The sequence below is a fragment of the Pseudomonas fluorescens NCIMB 11764 genome (assembly GCF_000293885.2).
In the GTDB taxonomy this organism is placed as follows: domain Bacteria; phylum Pseudomonadota; class Gammaproteobacteria; order Pseudomonadales; family Pseudomonadaceae; genus Aquipseudomonas; species Aquipseudomonas fluorescens_B.
In genome coordinates this window covers 4,223,968-4,244,271 of sequence record NZ_CP010945.1, presented here as the reverse complement: position 1 = coordinate 4,244,271, position 20,304 = coordinate 4,223,968, and the positions used below count along the sequence as shown (strand labels likewise).

The 20,304-nt window shown below is 54.9% G+C and carries 19 protein-coding genes, 1 tRNA gene and 3 pseudogenes; 13 read left to right on the top strand and 10 right to left on the bottom strand.

Annotated features, from left to right (window positions below; genetic code table 11):
• Positions 1–266: 266 nt before the first annotated feature.
• The 3 genes from B723_RS19515 to B723_RS19500 all read left to right on the top strand — a co-directional run bounded on the left by B723_RS19515 (position 267) and on the right by B723_RS19500 (position 3,538).
• Positions 267–1,574, top strand: coding sequence for an SGNH/GDSL hydrolase family protein (locus tag B723_RS19515; RefSeq protein ID WP_144425252.1), 1,308 nt, complete (start codon positions 267–269; stop codon positions 1,572–1,574).
• Positions 1,575–1,975: 401 nt separating this feature from the next.
• Positions 1,976–2,611, top strand: coding sequence for a c-type cytochrome (locus B723_RS19505; protein WP_017339115.1), 636 nt, complete (start codon positions 1,976–1,978; stop codon positions 2,609–2,611).
• A gap of 9 nt (positions 2,612–2,620) precedes the next feature.
• The gene (locus tag B723_RS19500) at positions 2,621–3,538 is read left to right on the top strand and encodes a c-type cytochrome (protein WP_017339116.1); all 918 of its coding nucleotides are present in this window, start codon (positions 2,621–2,623) and stop codon (positions 3,536–3,538) included.
• 91 nt (positions 3,539–3,629) lie between these two features.
• Here the strand turns inward: B723_RS19500 and B723_RS33705 are convergent, their stop codons facing one another.
• The 6 genes from B723_RS33705 to B723_RS19480 all read right to left on the bottom strand — a co-directional run bounded on the left by B723_RS33705 (position 3,630) and on the right by B723_RS19480 (position 8,429).
• A complete protein-coding gene (locus B723_RS33705) occupies positions 3,630–3,917 on the bottom strand; it encodes a cyd operon YbgE family protein (protein WP_017339117.1) in 288 nt (95 codons plus the stop codon).
• Complete coding sequence (gene cydX, locus B723_RS32390; protein ID WP_017339118.1) at positions 3,914–4,036, bottom strand: cytochrome bd-I oxidase subunit CydX; 123 nt, start codon at positions 4,034–4,036, stop codon at positions 3,914–3,916. Before cydX ends, B723_RS33705 begins: the two co-directional genes overlap by 4 nt.
• A gap of 22 nt (positions 4,037–4,058) precedes the next feature.
• On the bottom strand, positions 4,059–5,195 hold the full coding sequence (gene cydB, locus B723_RS19490) for a cytochrome d ubiquinol oxidase subunit II (RefSeq protein ID WP_017339119.1): 1,137 nt from the start codon (positions 5,193–5,195) through the stop codon (positions 4,059–4,061).
• Complete coding sequence (locus B723_RS19485; RefSeq protein WP_017339120.1) at positions 5,188–6,759, bottom strand: cytochrome ubiquinol oxidase subunit I; 1,572 nt, start codon at positions 6,757–6,759, stop codon at positions 5,188–5,190. Before B723_RS19485 ends, cydB begins: the two co-directional genes overlap by 8 nt.
• Positions 6,756–6,932 (bottom strand): cytochrome oxidase putative small subunit CydP, encoded by a 177-nt coding sequence (gene cydP, locus B723_RS34000; protein ID WP_338012305.1) that lies wholly within the window; start codon positions 6,930–6,932, stop codon positions 6,756–6,758. The genes B723_RS19485 and cydP overlap by 4 nt, the downstream gene beginning before the upstream one ends.
• 171 nt (positions 6,933–7,103) lie before the next feature.
• Positions 7,104–8,429 carry a sigma-54 interaction domain-containing protein gene (locus B723_RS19480; RefSeq protein WP_017339121.1) on the bottom strand — a complete coding sequence of 442 codons (1,326 nt, stop codon included), beginning with the start codon at positions 8,427–8,429 and terminating at the stop codon, positions 7,104–7,106.
• Between the two features lie 237 nt (positions 8,430–8,666).
• Here B723_RS19480 and B723_RS19475 point away from each other — a divergent pair, with 237 nt between their 5' ends.
• From B723_RS19475 to pstB, 10 genes and pseudogenes are all read left to right on the top strand, one after another.
• On the top strand, positions 8,667–9,545 hold the full coding sequence (locus tag B723_RS19475; RefSeq protein ID WP_017339122.1) for an MBL fold metallo-hydrolase: 879 nt from the start codon (positions 8,667–8,669) through the stop codon (positions 9,543–9,545).
• Between the two features lie 54 nt (positions 9,546–9,599).
• Complete coding sequence (locus B723_RS19470) at positions 9,600–11,270, top strand: bifunctional protein tyrosine phosphatase family protein/NAD(P)/FAD-dependent oxidoreductase (RefSeq protein ID WP_017339123.1); 1,671 nt, start codon at positions 9,600–9,602, stop codon at positions 11,268–11,270.
• 28 nt (positions 11,271–11,298) lie between these two features.
• The gene (locus tag B723_RS19465) at positions 11,299–12,099 is read left to right on the top strand and encodes a sulfite exporter TauE/SafE family protein (RefSeq protein WP_017339124.1); all 801 of its coding nucleotides are present in this window, start codon (positions 11,299–11,301) and stop codon (positions 12,097–12,099) included.
• Between the two features lie 113 nt (positions 12,100–12,212).
• A pseudogene (locus tag B723_RS33700) lies at positions 12,213–12,332 on the top strand (YeeE/YedE family protein); the annotation flags it as partial.
• Positions 12,319–12,420, top strand: a pseudogene (locus B723_RS32385) (YgaP family membrane protein); the annotation flags it as partial. The pseudogenes B723_RS33700 and B723_RS32385, both read left to right, overlap by 14 nt.
• A 23-nt stretch (positions 12,421–12,443) precedes the next feature.
• Positions 12,444–13,070, top strand: a pseudogene (locus B723_RS34160) (DUF202 domain-containing protein); the annotation flags it as partial.
• Between the two features lie 269 nt (positions 13,071–13,339).
• Positions 13,340–14,356 (top strand): phosphate ABC transporter substrate-binding protein PstS, encoded by a 1,017-nt coding sequence (gene pstS, locus B723_RS19450; RefSeq protein ID WP_017339126.1) that lies wholly within the window; start codon positions 13,340–13,342, stop codon positions 14,354–14,356.
• 103 nt (positions 14,357–14,459) lie between these two features.
• The gene (gene pstC / locus B723_RS19445; RefSeq protein ID WP_414883952.1) at positions 14,460–15,428 is read left to right on the top strand and encodes a phosphate ABC transporter permease subunit PstC; all 969 of its coding nucleotides are present in this window, start codon (positions 14,460–14,462) and stop codon (positions 15,426–15,428) included.
• The gene (gene pstA / locus B723_RS19440; protein WP_017339128.1) at positions 15,425–16,297 is read left to right on the top strand and encodes a phosphate ABC transporter permease PstA; all 873 of its coding nucleotides are present in this window, start codon (positions 15,425–15,427) and stop codon (positions 16,295–16,297) included. Before pstC ends, pstA begins: the two co-directional genes overlap by 4 nt.
• Entirely contained in the window at positions 16,297–17,076 is a 780-nt protein-coding gene (gene pstB, locus B723_RS19435; RefSeq protein ID WP_017339129.1) for a phosphate ABC transporter ATP-binding protein PstB, read from the top strand. The genes pstA and pstB overlap by 1 nt, the downstream gene beginning before the upstream one ends.
• A gap of 131 nt (positions 17,077–17,207) precedes the next feature.
• Here the strand turns inward: pstB and B723_RS33995 are convergent, their stop codons facing one another.
• From B723_RS33995 to uvrC, 4 genes are all read right to left on the bottom strand, one after another.
• A complete protein-coding gene (locus B723_RS33995; protein ID WP_338012304.1) occupies positions 17,208–17,453 on the bottom strand; it encodes an Arm DNA-binding domain-containing protein in 246 nt (81 codons plus the stop codon).
• A 295-nt stretch (positions 17,454–17,748) separates the two neighbouring features.
• Positions 17,749–17,824: transfer RNA gene (locus tag B723_RS19430), tRNA-Gly, on the bottom strand.
• Between the two features lie 62 nt (positions 17,825–17,886).
• Positions 17,887–18,447 (bottom strand): CDP-diacylglycerol--glycerol-3-phosphate 3-phosphatidyltransferase, encoded by a 561-nt coding sequence (gene pgsA, locus B723_RS19425; protein ID WP_017339130.1) that lies wholly within the window; start codon positions 18,445–18,447, stop codon positions 17,887–17,889.
• Positions 18,448–18,479: 32 nt separating this feature from the next.
• The gene (gene uvrC / locus B723_RS19420; protein WP_017339131.1) at positions 18,480–20,303 is read right to left on the bottom strand and encodes an excinuclease ABC subunit UvrC; all 1,824 of its coding nucleotides are present in this window, start codon (positions 20,301–20,303) and stop codon (positions 18,480–18,482) included.
• Position 20,304: the final 1 nt, after the last annotated feature.

Here is a 20,304-nt window from a genome sequence, read left to right as displayed (position 1 = left end):
CGGTGCCCGGATTCCACCGAGCCCGGCAGAGATCCCACGTTCCAACGCCTCCTGGCGCTAGCAGTGCTGTCCGATACACTCCTGTGACGGGATGTCTTGCAGCACTCTCGCAGGTGATGTGACCGATTAACTTTCTAACATGTGGTGTTTTGATGTGGCGGAAAGTCAATCGTGTCCTCATCTTCAGCCTAATGCTTACATGTTGCTGTCTGCAGGTATCCGCAGAGCCCGCTCCTCCCGATCCCGGTCAGGCGATCGGCCGTTCATTGTCAATTATTCGTTCAGCAACTGCAGAGAAGCCGCAGGTCCTGAAAATTCTTTTCTATGGACAGTCAATCAGTTCGCCGAAATGGACCGACCTGGCTATTGCGGCGCTGCGAGCCAAATATCCAAACGTGGCGTTCGAATACCGCAACCTCGCTTTGGGCGGGTGGAACGCCGTTCTGTTGGAACAGGCGGTCGCCCGCGACGTGGAGGAAACCTATCCCGACCTGATTGTTTTTCACGTTTATGGCGATCACCGTGCCTACGAACGAATTATACGGATCCTTCGTTCAAAAACGGCTTCCGACATCATCATTCAAAGCGACCACGTCGTCATTCCGCTTGAACCCCTGTGTGACCCAGGCCTTCACCTTCGATGGGCGCCGCTCGAGGGCTGTGAGGGCCATTTCTGGTTCAAGCAAAAAAACTGGGAAGAGTTCATGTCCGGCGTCTGGGAGCCTGCCATGGCGGCGAAATATGACCTTGCACTGGAACCGCGCCGCCAGCGCTGGAATACCTATTTGCAGGAAAATAATCTTCAATCAACTGATCTTCTCGCCGATCCACCGCATCCTAACGCCAAGGGGTGGACCGTTATGGCTCACCTGTTTACCTCATGGCTGGAGGAGCTTGCGGATCTTCCTCAAAATAATGGGCCGAACACTGCCGGCCAGGTTCGGAGTTTTACTCCGCCGGTGCCGGGCGAAAAGACTCGATATGAATTTGACGGCAATCGCGCCGAACTCATTGCCGCGGGCCCCCTGGACGGAAAAGTAAATATCAAAATCGACGGAAAGGACCCTGGCGAACTCGACGGCTGTTGGCAGACCAGCCGAGTGACACGTTTGCCTAACGTTCCGGATTGGCCGGCCCTGAAAAAAGTCAATGTACGTCCCACTTACCACGAAGCGGATGTCTGGACGCTTCGGGTACGCCATCTCGACATCTCGCAAGATGTCTTCGACTTTGAAATCGAGAGCGCTCGTACAGGAGCAGACGGAAGCGGCTCGAGCAAGGATGTTTTCAACTCGCTCTCGGGAAACGTAACCATACAGCCGGATGCCTGGAATCTTTCCCATGCCAAGACGGTATCGGGTAAAGGTCTCGCGGAGGAACAAAGCTTTCAATGGGAGCGTCGATTCGCCTGCGGAGACGAACTGGAAACTGTCTTGCCAAATGGCTCGGTGCAGCAGCGTCATGTACTGGCAACCGGCCTTCCCAATACACATCATGTCGTTGAGCTAACCGTCACTTCTGATGCTCCCGCGATTTTGGAGTTGCGGGCTTATCGGCCGCCGCTTATTGAGTGATGTTGCGTGTATCACCATTTACGTCAAATCGCGCAGACCAGCGCCGCAAGAAAACGCCAGACAGCGGCATCGCGTTTTCCGATTCCATAAAACACGCGCAAAAAAAAGCGCCACTCATTGAGTGGCGCTTTTTTTTAATTTGGAGCAGGAAACATGTACGGGGTGATGTACGCTTTTTTTCAAGATTGCAAAGTGGTCAATTTTTACCATTCGCTTCTGCACCTGATTACACGAGTCAAGAAGCCCTGCAGCGGTGGATCGGTCGTGTATCAGCAAGTGATTAATGCGGTGTTGGCGTCAACGCGTCACGGCCAAAAAAGAAGTCATAACATCCGCCTACATTACGACTAACCTAATTAATCGAAACCCGTGTTATAAAAAAATAACAATGAGGCTACCCGATGGAAATCTCACGATGGGTATTAGTTTTTATTTTATCCGGTGCATTTACGACACCCTCTTTTGCAGCGGACGCACAAAAAATATTCACCCAAGGAGGCTCTAATCCAGGGGTCATAGCCTGCTCAACCTGTCATGGTGCAGACGGCCTGGGTATGACTGCGGCTGGTTTTCCAAGGCTTGCAGGCCTACCTGCTGAATATCTGACGAAACAGATCACTGATTTTCGCTCTGGCTCTAGAGCTAATCCAATAATGCAACCAATCGCTCAGGCATTGAGTGAAGACGAGTCGAATGCCCTCGCAGTGATGCTCGCCAAGATGCCAAGTCCGGCAGTAAAACCAGTGAGCCGCGCGCACGTGGCGAAAGGACCAGGGGAAATCCTGGCCTTGAGAGGCGCATGGGATCGGAACATTCCCGAGTGCGTGGCGTGCCATGGTCCAAGTGGTATCGGAGTCGGCGCCTCCTTTCCCCCGATCTCAGGCCAGTCGGCTCAATACCTCGCATCACAACTGAATGCTTGGCGGCAGAAAACTCGAAAAAATGATCCAGACGATCTCATGGGACATATTGCACGCTCGCTCACTGATACCGAGGTCGAGGCTGTTTCCCAATATTTTGCTGAGCTCAGTAAATAGAGGCTAGCCATGAAATCCATCATCGCTGCACTTATCACTTTCAATATTATATCGATGGCTTGTGCTACTGAAATTGCAGAATCAACCGCATCACCCAAAAGCACGAATCCAACTCAGAAGAAGCCTCCCACATTTCTCCCTCCCGCAGAGGAGACGCTACCCGACAATGCTTTTGGTCGATTAGTCCAGCAAGGCCACGCGATCTTTGTAGATACGAAAGCCAATGCATCCGAGTTCGTAGGAAACGGATTAAATTGCACCAACTGCCATTTGGAACAGGGAAGAAAAGCTGACTCTGCTCCTCTTTGGGGAGCTTACACAATGTACCCCGCTTATCGAAAAAAGAACGACAAGGTCAACACCTACGCTGAGCGTCTACAAGGATGTTTTCAGTTCAGCATGAACGGAAAACCGCCTCCAGCGGACAGTCAAGTCATCGCTGCTCTAACCGCATACTCATACTGGCTCGCAACGGGTGCACCTACAGGACAGGAACTGCCCGGACGTTCTTATCCCGAGATTCCTGAACCTGCCGGAGGTTTTGATCTCGCCAAGGGAAAGGCTATCTACGCCAAGCAGTGTTCTGTATGCCACGGAGCTGAAGGCGAAGGTCAGAAAGCAGGAAGCGACTATGTGTTTCCACCACTTTGGGGTAAAGACTCATTCAACTGGGGTGCGGGAATGCATCGAATCAATACCGCTGCCGGCTTCATAAAATCGAATATGCCGTTAGGTCAGGGGGGAACGCTCTCTTCCGATGAGGCGTGGCACGTTGCAGCCTATATGAACAGCCACGAACGACCAAAAGACCCAAGGATGATTGCCGGCTCTGTCGAGCAGACCCGATTAAAATTTCACGCAAATGATGGGGTCAATCTCTATGGGCAAAAGGTGAACGGAGTGACAATCGGCCAAGGTACTGAATGAGTCAGTTCAGACGAAACCAAGCTATCACTGACTGCGCGAATGCCGTCACGTCATAGCTTGGTAATGCTGCGTCATTTCTTGTCGCCAGTTCTCAATGTAGAAACTTTACCCAACCAGCCACTGCAAGTAACGCAAAGCAGGTCCAGCCGGAGAAAAGCCACCGCCAGACGAGCATCCTCGGGACAAAACCCACACCTCTCACAAAGGCCACACTCATAGCTGCGAATAATGCAGTAGCCAGACCATGGTCAGCTTTCCCATCGGGGGCGGCCATCATGGGGGGATAGAGCGTACAAGCGAGCATGATCGCTAAAGCGATAACCAAACTCAGTACATGAATGTGTGAGGTTGGCTGAGCGTTAGCGACACGCGGCATCATGACAGTCTCTCGTCGTTGTCGTTCAAGGCTCGGCCAGCTTCGTTCTCGCCCCACATCGCATTCAATATAGCCAGTAGCAATGCAAAACCGACTCCCAGCATCCAGGCGAAATACCACATGTTTATTACTCCTTTGCCGGCACTAGTAGGCTGAATGTTCGTTGGCTTTGATCTGTGCGACGGTGACCTTGCCCCGCATAACGCGATACGCCCACGAGGTGTAAATCACGATCAGTGGCATGAAGATCAACGTGGCCCAGAACATGATGGCCAGACTTAAATGACTGGAGACGCTGTCCCACACAGTAAGGCTTGCCGCAGGCACTGTTGATGACGGCATGATGAATGGAAACATCGACACGCCCGCCGTGCTGATGACAGCGATCACCGCAAGCGATGAGGCAACAAACGCCGAAAGTGTGCGACGCATCATCAGCAACATGGCGGCACCTGCAGCGCCTACCAATCCCAGTACGGGCAACAGCCACAACAAAGGAAAGTGACCATAGTTGGCCATCCACGCGCCCGCTTCGCGCACTACGGACTTGTTGAGAATATCGGGTAGTCCGGCGGTATCAACGATTGACGTGATGCGATAACCATCGATGGATTGCAACCAGATACCGGCAAAGGTGAATGAGCACACCAGCACAATCGCCGCGCCAACAGCGCCTTTGATTGCCCTCGCCTGGATAACACCTTCCGTGCGATGCGCCAGATAAGCACCGCCCTGTAAGGTGATCATTGCACTACTCACAACGCCGGTCAGAAGTGCAAAGGGATTCAGCAGTTGCCAGAAGCTGCCGGTATAAGTCGATACCAGAAGGTCGTTGAAGTGGAACGGTACACCTTGCAGCAGGTTGCCAAACGCGATCCCGAACACCAGGGGCGGCACTGCCCCACCCACAAAGAGTCCCCAGTCCCAGGTGCTGCGCCAGGTGGAGTTGTGGATCTTGCTGCGATAGTCAAAACCCACGGGGCGGAAGAACAACGCCCAGAGGACCAGAATCATCGCCCAATAGAACCCGCTGAATGCCGTGGCATACACCACTGGCCATGCCGCGAACAACGCGCCGCCCGCAGTGATGAACCAGACCTGATTTCCATCCCAATGCGGACCGACGGTATTGATAACGACGCGACGCTCCATGTCATTGCGGCCAACAAAAGGCAGCAGCGTGCCAACCCCCATATCGTGGCCGTCCATGATGGCGAAGCCGATCAGCAGTACACCGACCAGCGCCCACCAGATAATTTTCAGGGTGAAGTAATCAAGCATGGAGGAGTTCCTTCAAATGGGCATCGTGAACATAACGGCCGGTACCGAGGCTGCCTGGACCTTGACGGGCAAACTTGATCATCAGGAACATTTCAACCACCAGCAGCACGGTGTAGAAAACGATGAATCCTGCCAGCGAGCCATAGAGGTTGTTGACGCTAAGCGTGGATACGCTCATGTGGGTCGGCAGCACGCCGTATATGGTCCAGGGCTGGCGGCCGTACTCAGCGACGAACCAGCCCAGCTCACAGGCAATCCATGGCGCAGGCAGCATGCAGAGCGCCCAACGCAGTAACCAGCGGCGGCGCGTGCAGGTCGACTTCAGGGTGCTCCAGAAGGCAAGGCCGAAGAGCATTAGCATGGCAAAACCAAGACCTACCATGATCCGGAACGCCCAGAACATAGGCGTCACCCGCGGGACAGTATCGTTTACAGCCATTTCGATAATGGCCGGCGTTGCCTGGTTGACGTCCTCGACATACTTCTTGAGCAGCAAGCCAAAGCCCAGATCGGCTTTGTATTCTTCGAATGTCTTGAGCGCTGCTGAATCGGTGCGATTGGCCCTGACGGCTTCAAGAGCATTGACGGCGGTAATGCCTCGGAGAATTCGAGCGCGGTTCTTTTCTTTAATCTCATGAATGCCTGGAATTTGCTTGCTGACAGATCGTGTGCCAATCAAGCCCATCAGCCAAGGCACTTCAACCTCCCAGTTATTCTTGGACTCGGCTTCATTAATACTGGCCACCAACGTCAGGCCTGCCGGTGCAGGCTTCGTTTCCCACATGGCCTCCATGGCTGCCATTTTGGTTTGCTGTGCCTCACCCACCGTGTAACCAGACTCATCACCCAATACGATCACACTCAGCACCGATGCCAGGCCAAAGGCTGCCGCCACCCGGAAGCTACGTTTGGCAAACTCGACATCACGATTCTTGAGCAAATACCAACTGGAAATCGACAGCACAAACATCGAGCCGGTGACGTAACCGGCTGAGACGGTGTGGACAAACTTGGCCTGCGCCACTGGATTGAAAACCACCGCCCAAAAATCAACCATCTCCATACGCATGGTGATGTAACTGAACTCTGAACCCACCGGGTTCTGCATCCATCCATTGGCGATCAAAATCCACAACGCCGAAAGGTTTGTACCAATCGCCATCAGCAGCGTGACCAGCAAATGGTGCTCTTTCTTCAGACGATCCCAACCAAAGAAGAACAGTCCGATCATGGTCGATTCAAGAAAGAACGCCATCATGCCTTCGATTGCCAGTGGGGCTCCGAAGATATCGCCGACGTAGTGCGAGTAATACGCCCAGTTGGTACCGAACTGAAACTCCAGGGTGATGCCCGTAGTCACCCCCAAGGCGAAGTTGATGCCGAACAGCTTGCCCCAGAAACGCGTCATGTCTTTCCAAATGACATGACCGGTCATCACATAGACACTTTCCATGATGACCAGCAGCCAAACCATGCCAACCGTGAGCGGTACAAATAGAAAGTGGTAAAGCGCAGTGGCTGCAAACTGCAGCCGAGACAAATCCACCAGGTGTTCTGAAATCACTTGCTTGCCCCTTGAGTCGAGGTGGGTACACCGAACCTGTCGCCGATGGTGTTCGAGTCGACGCTAACGCGCGAATCCCGGATGAACAGCCACCACAACACTGTCAGCACCAGTAGTTTGATCACTACTGCCGTGAGCAGATGGCGTCGAAGTCGTTTGTCGGAAATGGTCATGGCTATGCAGTTAGCACATGGCATGCCAAGGGCAAGAAGTTTTATTTTATCGTTTTAAAACAGTCACTTAATCAGCAAGCCGGTGATGCGCGAGAGGCGTCGACAGGCCAGTGCGCTGCCAATCTGCCAGGGCTGGCAGTCATTGGCAGTCTTGTGACTTGAGCACTACTACTAGGCCAGACCTTGTTCTTTCAATCGTCGATACAAAGTCCGTTCGCTAATACCCAGGTGCCTGGCTAGCTCACTGCGGGTACCTTTGAAAGTCGCCAGTTCCTGTGCCAGCGAGCTGCCGTCGAAAGCAGTTGAAGTAGAGGCCTGAGCAGACGCCACCACGGATACCTGGGGCAAATGTATGGAGCGGATCACCCCATCGTCAGCGAACAGACTGGCTCTTTCCAGAACATTGCGTAATTCACGGATATTGCCGGGCCAGGAAAACCGCTGCAATTGCATCAGAGCATCTGCATCTATCGTCAGTCGGCGTTTGCCTGTACCGGCACGTTGCAGAAATGAATTCACAAGCAAACCAATGTCCTCAACCCGATTGCGCAAGGGCGGTAACTGAATGGGGAAGGCGCTGATGCGGTAGTACAGGTCCTGCCTGAACTCGCCTTTCTCCATCATTTTTTCCAGTGGTTTGTGGGTCGCAGCAATTAACCTGAAGTTAGCGTGAAGGGTCTCGACACTCCCGACACGGCGATAAGTGCCCGATTCGATCAGGCGCAACAACTTCACTTGCATTGCCAGTGGAACATCGCCAATTTCATCGAGAAACAACGTGCCACCTTGGGCTGTTTCAACCAAGCCAGGCTTACGCGTGGTGGCACCGGTGAATGCTCCTTTTTCATGGCCGAACAGTTCGCTCTCAAATAACGTTTCGGTCAATCCAGAGCAATCAACGACGACAAAGGGTCCAGTGGCCCGCTCGCTGGTCTCATGTACGGCACGGGCGAACAGCTCTTTGCCCGTACCGGACTCGCCTAGCAGCAGCACTGGCAGCATTGATGGTGCCACCCGCTGCAGCTCTGACAGCGCCCGATTAAAGGCTGGTGAACGGCCGACCAACCCTTCGTTGCTGGGTCGTGCTGATGCACTGCGGACCAGGGTGAGACGCTCCACGTAGGCAGTAATAACACCGTGTTCGTCTAGAATCGGGCGCAATTCGACGTCGACATGCTCTGGACCGCGAGGCGTGTGGTGAATGTGCAAAACACGATCCGGTCCGCGCATTTCCTGCGCCTTTTTCATCGGACAATTCTCACCCGCCTGATCACAAGGCACATCGTAATGGTGTGAGATTTGATAACACTTATGTCCGATAAAGGGTTTGTCAGTGCTGCCAAACTGCCGCTGATAGGCAGTGTTGGCTGCCAGGATGTTGTAGTCCGGATCAAGCACGATCATCGGCTGGGGTTCGTGCTCAAGAAACGAAACCAGTGACTGCACTTGATCCGGGTGCGGGAGTGAATGGGTTGGGGTAGGCAGGATAGTCTTCATCTCGGCTCCTAAGAATCCATCCATCCTGTCGTGGCACTGCCACCCCTGTCAACAAGCACTGCCAATGGCAGTGAATCGAGGCAGATGCAGAAAAGCTCAAACCACATTTAGAAAATTAAACTGAATAAAATCAAATAGATAACAGCATATTTTTGTGCAGACCGAGTCTGGCAGACTTATTGCTATGTCAGTCCTTAGTGTGAGCGGCTTGGTAAAAGCCCCCTAAGGAGACAGGTCATGAGCGTAAAACTTCACGTCGAAGGATTCTTCGATTCTGCCACCAATACCGTCAGCTATCTTGTGTTGGATGAAGCCACCCACCACTGCGCTTTAATCGACAGCGTACTTGATTACGACCCTAAATCCGGCCACACCGCCACAACGTCTGCCGACAAATTGATTGCGAGGGTGAACGAACTCAATGCTACGGTCGACTGGATTCTTGAGACCCACGTCCACGCGGACCACCTGACGGCCGCGCCATACCTGAAGGAAAAACTCGGTGGAAAAATAGGGATCGGTAGTCAGATTTCGACGGTGCAAGAGGTGTTTGGCACGCTGTTCAATACTGGTGGCGAGATGCCCCGCGACGGAAGCCAGTTCGATCACCTGTTCGTTAATGACGAGCCGTTTGCCATTGGCACGCTGCAATGCCACGCACTTCATACACCGGGCCACACACCGGCCTGTATGACTTATGTGATCAGCGATGGGACCGAAACGGCTGCATTCGTCGGCGATACCTTGTTTATGCCGGACTACGGTACTGCACGCTGTGACTTTCCCGGCGGCAATGCGCGGACGTTGTTCCAGTCAATCAACAAGGTGTTGGGTCTGCCGGCCAATACCCTGCTGTACATGTGCCACGACTACCAGCCTGGTGGCCGCGAGGTGCAGTACGTCAGTACCGTTGCCGACCAGCGCGCGCACAACGTTCATGTGCGTAATGGCATCAGTGAGGAGGAGTTCGTGGCGATGCGCACCAAGCGTGATGCATCGATGGACATGCCGACGCTGATCCTGCCATCCGTTCAGGTCAACATGCGCGCCGGGCACTTGCCTGAGCCTGAAGCGAACGGGACCCGCTACCTGAAAATCCCGCTCAACGTCGCCTGACGTTGCCCTCCCCCCAAAAAACTCAGAAGAAAAATACCCTTAACGGAGACCCTTATGGACATTCGTTGCCTTGCGCCTGGACTGTCGGTATCAGAACAGATTTTTCCCAATCAATTGGCAGAACTGAAAGACGCCGGTTTTCGCGCCATTGTGTGTAACCGTCCCGATGGTGAAGGCGGCGATCAACCCTTGTTTGCCGAAATCAAACGAGCCGCCCAAGCGCTCGGCATCGAGGCGCACTACCTTCCCGCGGAATCAGGCAAAGTCACCGACGAGCAAGGTATTGCCTTCGGCAAGCTCCTTGAAACACTGCCAAAACCGGTGTTGGCCTATTGCCGTTCCGGTATGCGCTCGACAACGATGTGGGCGCTGTCACAAGCGGGCCAACAATCCCTGCCACACATCGTCGAGTCCGCCAAAAAAGCCGGGTTCGATATGAAAGGCGTCATTCGCCGGATTGTGAATCAAGGGCGCACGCCGGTCGAAGTGGCTGAGGCGCAACATACAGTGGTCATCATCGGGGGCGGTGCGGCAGGTATCGCGACGGCATCCAGCTTGCTGGCACGAGACCCTGGACTCGACGTTGCCATCATCGACCCGGCAGATGTGCACTACTATCAGCCTGGCTGGACACTTGTCGGCTGTGGAGTTTTCGATGCACCCCAAACTGCCCGCACGATGGGTTCGACCATCCCCCGCGGTGTGCATTGGATCAAGTCGGCGGTCGCCGCTTTCGAACCCGAGAGAAATGCCGTCATTCTTGATGGATGCAGAGTCGTCAAATACGAGCAACTGATCGTGTGCCCCGGCCTGAAGCTCAATTGGCATGCAATCGAGGGGTTGTCGGACACCCTGGGGCGCAACGGCGTGACTTCAAACTACCTGTATCACCTTGCGCCTTATACGTGGGAACTGGTGCAGCAACTGCGTGGTGGCCGGGCCATTTTCACGCAACCGCCCATGCCAATCAAATGTGCCGGGGCGCCGCAAAAAGCAATGTACCTATCTGCCGATCATTGGAAACGTACCGGTGTATTGGACAAAGTCGAGATCGAGTTTTGCAGCGCCGGCGCGGTGCTGTTCGGAGTTCCCGATTATGTGCCAGCGCTGATGAAATACGTCACGGCCTATGGTATCGACCTGAACTTCGGCAACACACTCACCAGCGTGAATGGACCCGCACGGACTGCAACGTTCAACTGCGTCAATCCGGATGGCAGCTCCCATATTGTTACGCGCGACTTCGATCTACTTCATGTGGTGCCGCCGCAAATTGCGCCGGATTTCGTTCGGGTCAGCCCTCTCGCTGACGCGGCTGGCTGGATTGATGTAGACCCTGCCACTCTGCGCCATAAAACCTGGGCAAATATTCACGCACTGGGAGACGCCACCAACACCAGCAACGCCAAGACCGCAGCTGCAGCACGCAAGCAGGCGCCCGTCGTTGCCCATAATGTGTTGGCCGCAATGGGTAAAGCCAAAGGCAGCGCCCATTACGACGGTTACGGCTCCTGCCCGCTGACGGTTGAGCGCGGCAAGATCGTACTGGCTGAATTCACCTATGGCGGCAAGGTTGCCCCCAGTTTTCCATCCTGGCTGATTGACGGTACCCGGCCATCGAGGCTGGCATGGCTGCTCAAAGAGCGGATTCTTCCACCGCTGTATTGGAAGGGAATGCTCAAGGGCCATGAGTGGATGGCGAAACCCGAGATGGCTGACGTATGAAATCAGACCTGAAGGCAAGGAGACTGGGATGATCGTGGTCTTACTGCTCGGTCTTACTGTAGGAGTCATTCTGGCGCTGACCGGCGCCGGCGGAGGAATACTGGCTGTTCCATTACTGGTGTTCGGAGTCGGCTTGAGCATGGCCGAGGCAGGGCCAATTGGTTTACTGGCTGTCGGTTTAGCCGCGACCCTGGGTGCCGTAATGGGACTCAAAAACGGCACCGTCCGCTATAAAGCGGCGCTTCTAATTGCAGGCGCGGGGATCGTCTGTTCTCCCCTTGGTCTTTGGCTGGCGCAGCGCACACCCAATCGCCCGTTGACGATCCTGTTTGCCTTCGTGCTGATGTACGTTGCGTTTCGGGTCTATCAACGATCGCTCGCGCCCTCCACGGAGTCGAAGCCCCCCGTCACATCCAAACCACCACCTTGTCTATTGGACGTCAACCGAGGAAAGCTTAACTGGACTGGTCCGTGTGCGTGGGCACTCACCGTCTCTGGCATTGTCGCGGGAGGGCTCTCTGGCTTGCTCGGCGTGGGCGGTGGCTTTGTGATGGTGCCGGCGCTCCAGCGATACACCAATTTGACCGCGCAATCAGTGCTCGCAACGTCACTGGCCGTTATCGCGCTGGTTTCAATTTCCGGCGTTGCTGCAAGCTCGGCAGCCGGGCACTTGCAGTGGGCAGTCGCCATTCCGTTTTCCACTGGAGCATTGGTCGGAATGGTCGGCGGGCGTCTGATCGCGGCACGGCTAGCGGGTCCACACTTACAAAAAGGCTTCGCCGCAGTTTCCATGGTAGTTGCGGTGGCCTTGCTGGTGAAAGCGATCTAGTCATGTGCATACGCTGCAGTCACGGAAAGCAGGTGTCCTATCCCATCAGCAGTCCCGCAGCATTGGCAGTCATCCAACCCCTGTATCAACATTTTTTGCGCCGGAGAAATTTCATTAATGTCGACTGGCTCAACTTCACTCCCTGGTCATCCCTTGCCGGTGGCGCATTGATTGAGCTGGGGGCCAGTCTATTCGTCGTCGCCAACCGGCGTATCGCAGGGATCAGCGGGCTGGATCGGTTTGTTGCCCCTGGCCACTGGCATTTTCCGTTTCTGCCCTCTCTACACCTTGCTGGGCATCAAAACCTGTAACCGTCGCTGAACGACAGCCGTTGCACACTGGCCGCAGGACATACACCGTCCTGCATGACCGATCTAATCGGTGATGCCGGTTTTGTCGGCGATGCGCTGTTCATGCCTGATTACGGCACTGCCCGATGCGATTTTCCCGGTGGCGATGCGCGAAAACTCTTCCAGTCCATTCAAAAGTTGTTCGAGTGGCCCGACGATACCCGTTTATTTATGTGCCACGACTACAAGGCCCCGGGTCGAGATGGCTACCCTGAGCGGAGCAGTTTCAAAACTTGTTTGCACAAGGAGATTTTAATGTCCGACCTGAACGATCCACGCGTGTTCTTTGCTGCTGAGAGAACCTTGCTGGCGTGGAACCGAACCAGTCTTTCGCTGATGGCCTTTGGCTTTTTGATTGAACGATCCGGGCTACTGCTACAGATGCTAAAGCCGGGCGTTTGGGGGCCGCCTGGAAAACATTTTTCGTTCTGGATCGGACTGGCTTTTCTCATGCTGGGCTCATGGGTTGCCTGCTGGTCATCCTGGCAATACAAAAAGGTGATCAAGACCCTCAAGCCCGTTGAGATCCCCCTTGGCTACAGCGTCAATGCAGGCCCTGGCATTAATGTCATTACTGCAATCCTGGGCGTTTTGCTCATGGCCTATTTGTCCATTATGTGAGCAAGGCTGGCCGGCCTGAACTCACTCGGCTTCCCGCCATCGATACCGCATACGAGGAAAAAAACGGCAGCCCCATGGGCTGGGGGCTGGTGCAGTCGAGCATTTTTCGACGTGCAAACGCGCAAAATAAGATCGGCTCACAATTATTTCAAAATATTACTGAAAGCGCCGAAACGGTCATCAGACAGAAATAAATAAAGAATTAAATCGTCACTTCTCTGACTAGGTGGGTACCTCCACTTGACCCCTTCCATTGAGGTGTTGTCGTGATGTTGCTGACTAAAAAAAGCCTGTCTGTCTTGTTGGCTTCCCTCTGCATGAGCAGCCTTGCTCATGCAACCGATGTTACTGGCGCGGGCTCCAGTTTTGTCTATCCGGTTTTGTCCAAGTGGTCGCAGGACTACAGCAAAAGCTCCAGCAACCGTATCAATTACCAGTCGATCGGGTCGGGTGGCGGTATCGCTCAGATCAAGGCTGCAACAGTGGATTTTGGTGCGTCTGACGCACCGTTGTCTGCCGATGATCTCAAGGCTGGTGGCTTGGGCCAGTTTCCCAGTGTCATTGGCGGCATCGTGCCGGTGATGAACATTGAAGGGGTCGCGCCGGGCCAGTTGAAGCTCGACGGTGAGACCCTGGCGAAAATCTTCCTTGGTGAAATTACCGTCTGGAACGACCCGGCTATCGTCGCATTGAACCCGGGCATGAAATTGCCCGGCAGCACAATCACCGTCGTTCACCGCTCTGACGGCTCCGGTACCTCGTATAACTTCACCAACTACCTCTCCAAAGTGAGTGATGGCTGGAAATCGAAAATCGGTTTTGGCACCGCGGTGCCTTGGCCCGTCGGTGTAGGTGGCAAAGGTAACGAAGGTGTTTCCGCCTACGTAAAACAGATCAAAAACTCAATCGGTTATGTTGAGTACGCCTACGCCCTGCAAAACAAGATGACGCACGCGCAGTTGAAAAACGCCGCCGGGAAATTCATTCAGCCCAACTCCAAAGCGTTCCAAGCGGCTGCCGACACTGCGGACTGGGCTAACGCCAAGGATTTCAACCTGATCATGACCAACGCGCCTGGTGATAGCGCATGGCCGATCACGGCGACCACTTGGATCATCATGTACAAACAGCCAAAGAATGCCGAGCAAAGCCAAGCCGCCTTCAACTTCTTCAAATGGTCGTTGGAGAACGGTCAGCAACAGGCCTCGGCGCTGGACTATGTCGCGTTGCCTGACTCCCTGGTAAAGCGGATTGAAGGTTACTGGAAGTCTGACTTCGCCCATTGATCCAGCAACATTCAAAAGCCCCCTTCCTCAAGCCCGTTTTGCCTGGCGAAGGGGTTTGTTTGTGAGCAGACGTATGATGAACGACACAGTCCAACCTTTGACCATGCCCCTTCACACTGGCGACGTAACGAGTGATAGGCGTGCGGCTCGCGATCAGCGTCATGATCTCTGGTTCAAGCGTTCAATGCTGGGCGCCGCAATGCTGGTGCTGTTGCTACTGGCGAGCATCGCAGCCTCGACACTTTGGGGCGGTAGTCTTGCGCTCAAGACCTTTGGTCTCGACTTTCTTACAAGCACTGAATGGGATGCCGTCAATAACCACTTCGGTGCGCTGGTGCCAATTTACGGCACCTTAGTGACCTCTTTTCTGGCGTTACTGATTGCCGTTCCGGTCAGCTTTGGCATTGCGATTTTTCTTACTGAAGTAGCACCGCCTTGGCTGCGGATGCCCGTCGCCTCGGCGGTTGAATTGCTTGCGGGGATTCCATCGATTATCTATGGAATGTGGGGGCTGTTCGTTTTCGGCCCGTTCATGGCAGAAAACCTGTCGCCCTGGATCAATGACTATCTGGGTGAACTTCCTTTGGTCGGTTCGCTGTTTCAGGGGCCGCCATTAGGAATTGGCATGCTGACAGCGGGCATTGTGCTGGCAATCATGATCATGCCCTTCATCACCTCTGTCATGCATGAGGTGTTCCGTAGTGTTCCCACAACCCTCAAGGAGTCTGCATACGCACTTGGTAGCACTACTTGGGAAGTGGTCTGGGACATTGTTCTGCCTTACACCCGATCTGCGGTTGTCGGGGGAGTTTTTCTGGGCCTCGGACGGGCATTGGGCGAGACCATGGCGGTGACTTTCGTGCTGGGTAATGCCCAACAGTTCTCCGCCTCATTGCTGATGCCAAGCAGCTCCATCGCGTCAGTAATCGCCAACGAGTTCAGCGAGGCCTATACCGACCTGCATCGCTCGGCACTCATCGCGCTGGGTTTCCTGCTGTTTGTCGTCACCTTTATTGTGCTGGCGTTAGCACGACTCCTGCTTATGCGGCTTTCACGCAAGGAGGGTCTATGACTGGTAACGAACGTCTCTACCAAATCCGCGCCGTCAAGAACCGGCTTGCAATGGTGCTCAGTTGTGGCGCCACGGCATTCGGCCTCATTTGGTTGGTCTGGATTCTGTTGACTACGGTAATCAACGGATTTCAGGCGCTCAATCTTCGTCTCTTCACACAGATGACACCGCCACCTGGTACCGAAGGTGGTCTGGCAAACGCCTTCTATGGCAGTGCCTTGATGTCCGCTATCGCCTTGCTGATCGGTACGCCGATTGGCTTGATGGCGGGAATCTGGCTAGCGGAATTCGCACGCCACTCGCGCCTGGGCACCACAGTCCGATTCATTAACGACATTCTGCTGTCGGCACCGTCCATTGTGCTGGGCCTATTCATTTACACCGGCGTTATCCTGCCGTTGAACATACTGACTAACCACCAAGTCGGTTTCTCCGCTATCGCCGGCGCCCTGGCATTGGCGCTATTGGTGATTCCAGTGGTCGTGAGAACCACTGACGAGATGCTTCAGTTACAACCCTCAACCATGCGGGAAGCCGCGCTGGCATTAGGCGTCCCACAATGGAAACTGACTCTGCAAATCGTATTGCGGGCTGCAAAAGCGGGTGTGGTGACCGGTGTGCTTCTCGCACTGGCCAGAATTACCGGTGAAACAGCACCGCTGCTGTTTACAGCGTTCGGCAACCAGTTCTGGAGCAGCAATCTTCTGAAACCGATTGCCAGCGTGCCCGTGGTGGTTTTCCAGTACGCCATGAGCCCGTTCGATGACTGGCACTCCTTAGCCTGGGCTGGCGCATTGGTACTGACCTTGTTTGTACTGATACTCAGCTTACTGTCCCGCTTGATCCTTTTACGCAATAGGTCGACCTGATGAAGAGCCATGATCCTGCTAACGAAAAAACCAAAATTCGCGTTCGCGGCCTGGATTTTTTTTACAACAGCCAGCGCTCTCTGAAATCCATCGATATGGATATTCCAGAGAAACGCATCACTGCGATCATTGGCCCTTCAGGTTGCGGGAAGTCGACATTATTGCGGGTATTCAACCGCATCTACGCCATGTACCCGAAGCAGGAGGCGCGCGGCGAGGTGCTGCTTAACGGTGAGAATATTCTCGCCCCTGATTACTCGATGAACCGGCTACGTAGCCATATCGGCATGGTATTTCAGAAACCGGTGCCGTTTCCGATGTCCATTTACGACAACATTGCCTATGCCGTGCGCCACCACGAACAGCTCTCCCGTCATGAAATGGATGCACGCGTAGAGCAAGCACTCCACGGTGCAGCGCTTTGGAACGAGGTAAAGGACAAGCTCAAACAAAGCGCACAGAGCCTGTCGGGTGGCCAGCAACAGCGCCTGTGTATAGCGCGCACCATCGCTTTGCGCCCCCAAGTATTGCTTCTAGATGAACCGACCTCTGCTCTTGACCCGATTTCCACCGGGCGTATAGAGCAGTTGATTACTGAGTTGAAAGAGCAATACACCGTTATCATCGTGACCCATAACATGCAGCAAGCCGCACGCGTGTCGGACTACACCGCCTTTATGTTCATGGGCGAATTGATTGAGCATGATGTGACCGATAAGATCTTCACCTCACCAAAAGTGAAGCAGACAGAAGACTACATTACCGGTCGCTTTGGATAACTCCCCTACTTCATTCATTACATTCGTAAGCGCTCAGCTCCTGGAGCTGCGAGGAGTTCGGTAGCTTGGTGAGAACATTAGTGTGAATCGCCCCGGACTCTCCAGACACCATAGCCACCAAAATTCATAACTCATCCCGATTCCACGAGATGAAGGGGGCCCGCAGCACAAGCTGCCAGATGCTCCTCCTTCCTGCTTGCACGGAAAACAACTCCCTGTGCCACCAAGGTGGGGCCTGGTCTCGTGCCTCGCGCACTCTTGAGGCTGATGTCCGGATAACTGCCTGGTGAGATACGAACCTGCCGGCCTGGCCAATAGAAACGGAAATGCCAGCTTTTTCCGCCTTTGGCGCCGATGAACAGGTACACCCCATCCATATCCTTGAGGGTGTAGTTTTTCCGTAGTGTTTGGCGTTACGAACTGCCGTATCGGTCAACGGCATGGGTACATCCCCTCGTCTCGTTCGATTGAGGAGAGTTGTACGGGTCCGGCGATGCATCATCTATCTGGAAACTGCTACGAGCAAAACCCGGATTTCGAGGTACTTATTGATGTACTTAAAATCCGTGGCTGCTGGTAGATTTCGATAGAAATCGCAGGAACGAAAAAAGAGGCCGAAGCCTCTATTTTTCTAGCTTTGCAGCGCCCAATGGAGCTCTGCAAAACAACATCTGGAGCGGGAAACGAGACTCGAACTCGCGACCCCGACCTTGGCAAGGTCGTGCTCTACCAACTGAGCTATTCCCGCGTCTTGGTGAGGCGCATTCTATAGAATCCAGATGCCCCGTCAACCCTTTGATTCAAAAAAGTTTATTTCTTTTCCACGTCGGTCTTCAGATGCGGCCAGGCAGCCCGCAAATATTGAACCATGGACCACAGCGTCAGGCCCGCAGAGATCAGCAGCAAGGCGTAACCCACCAGAACCCAGAACGTGAAATCCGACGGATTGGCCAACAGGATCACCAGCGCCAGCATTTGCGCAGCGGTTTTCCATTTGCCCAGGTTCGACACCGCGACGTGAGCACGAGCACCGAGCTCGGCCATCCACTCCCGCAGCGCCGAGACGACAATTTCTCGACCGATGATCACGGCGGCCGGCAGCGTAAGCCACAGGTTACCGTGTTCCTGCACCAGCAACACCAGCGCCACGGCGACCATCAGTTTGTCGGCCACCGGATCGAGGAAAGCCCCGAACGGCGTGCTTTGCTCCAGACGTCGAGCCAGATAACCGTCCAGCCAGTCCGTGGCGGCGGCAAACGCAAAGACCGAAGCGGACGCCAGGTAGCTCCATTGGTAAGGCAGGTAAAACAGTAAAATGAAGATCGGGATAAGCAGGACGCGTAGAACGGTAATCAGATTAGGGATATTCATCGGCACAACTGGCTACGAGGTGAGGTGGCATTCTACTCGCTGTGCAGATTTGCATAAATCAACTCTGCGAGCTTTTTACTGATCCCGGGGGCTTTGGCGATCTCGTCGATGCTGGCACGAGACAGCTCCTGCAATCCACCAAAATGTTTCAACAAATCGCGCCGGCGTGTTGGTCCAACGCCTGCAACGCCCTCCAGTGTAGACGTGCGACGCGTTTTGCCACGACGGGCACGGTGCCCGGTGATTGCGAATCGGTGGGCTTCGTCACGGATCTGCTGGATCAAATGCAACGCCGGGGAATCACCACGCAAGGTAAATTCGTGGGCGGCGTCGTTAAGGTACAGGGTTTCGAAACCGGCCTTGCGCGTCGCGCCCTTGGCCACGCCCAGCAAAATCAGGTCGGGCACCGCCAGCTCATTGAGCACATCGCGCGCCATGGACAACTGCCCCTTGCCGCCGTCCACCAGCAGGATGTCCGGCAGCTTGCCCTCCCCGTCCTTCAGCTTGCTGAAACGTCGGGTCAGGGCCTGGTGCATCGCGGCATAGTCATCGCCCGGCGTGACGCCTTCGATGTTGTAGCGCCGGTAGTCGGACTTGATCGGGCCTTCGGGACCGAACACCACACAGGACGCCACGGTCGCTTCGCCGCTGGAGTGACTGATGTCATAACACTCCAGGCGCTGCGGTGGCTCATCCAGTTTCAGCACGTCGGCGAGGGCATCGAAACGCGCGGCGACGTGTTGGCGGTTGGCCAGGCGCGCGCCCAGTGCCTGCTCGGCGTTGGTCACGGCCAATTGCTGCCAGCGGGCCCGCGTCCCGCGAACCCTGTGGCTGATGGTCAGTTCGCGACCACGCAACTCCTCAATGGCCGCGATCAGCGTAGGAAAATCTTCGTGAACCACGTTGACGATCAGCTCGCTCGGCAAATCCCGTTCAGGGCTGCTGACGAAGTACTGACCGAGAAACGCGGCCATGACTTCGGAAACGTCTTCTTCAATACCCACCTGCGGGAAAAAGTTCTTGCTCCCCAGCACCCGGCCACCGCGCACGCTGATCAGATGAACACAGGCACCGCCCGGGTTGACGAATGCGGCGATCACGTCGACGTCACCCGTCCCGCCTTCCATGCTCTGTTGATCCTGGACCCGGCGCAGTAACGAGATCTGGTCGCGCAATTCGGCGGCACGCTCGAACTCGAGGTTGATCGCTGCCTCTTCCATGCCGGCGGATAACTCGTCGGTCAGCGCGTTGCTGCGCCCCTCGAGGAACATCACCGAGTGCCGCACATCTTCGGCATACACCTCGGGCTCCACCAGGCCGACACAGGGCGCCTTGCAGCGTTTGATCTGATATTGCAGGCACGGCCGCGTGCGGTTCTTGTAATAGCTGTCTTCGCACTGGCGCACGAAAAAGGTCTTTTGCAGCAGGCTCAGGCTTTCGCGAATCGCACCGGCGCTGGGATAGGGACCGAAATACTTGCCCTTGGCCTTCTTCGCACCGCGATGAATACTCAGGCGTGGAAACTGGCCATCAGAGAGAAACACGTACGGGTAGGATTTGTCATCGCGCAGCAGGATGTTGTAGGGCGGGCGCCATTCCTTGATCAGCGTCTGCTCGAGCAGCAAGGCTTCGGTTTCGTTGGCCGTGATCGTCGTTTCGACCTGGGCAATACGTGCCACGAGTGCAGCGGTCTTCGGAGCGAGCCCGGACTTGCGGAAGTAACTCGACAGGCGACTCTTGAGGTTCTTGGCCTTGCCGACATAGAGCAGGCGCGCGTCGCTGTCGAACATGCGGTAGACGCCGGGGCGTCCACTGACCGTCGACAGGAAAGCACTTGGATCAAAGGTGTCAGTCATT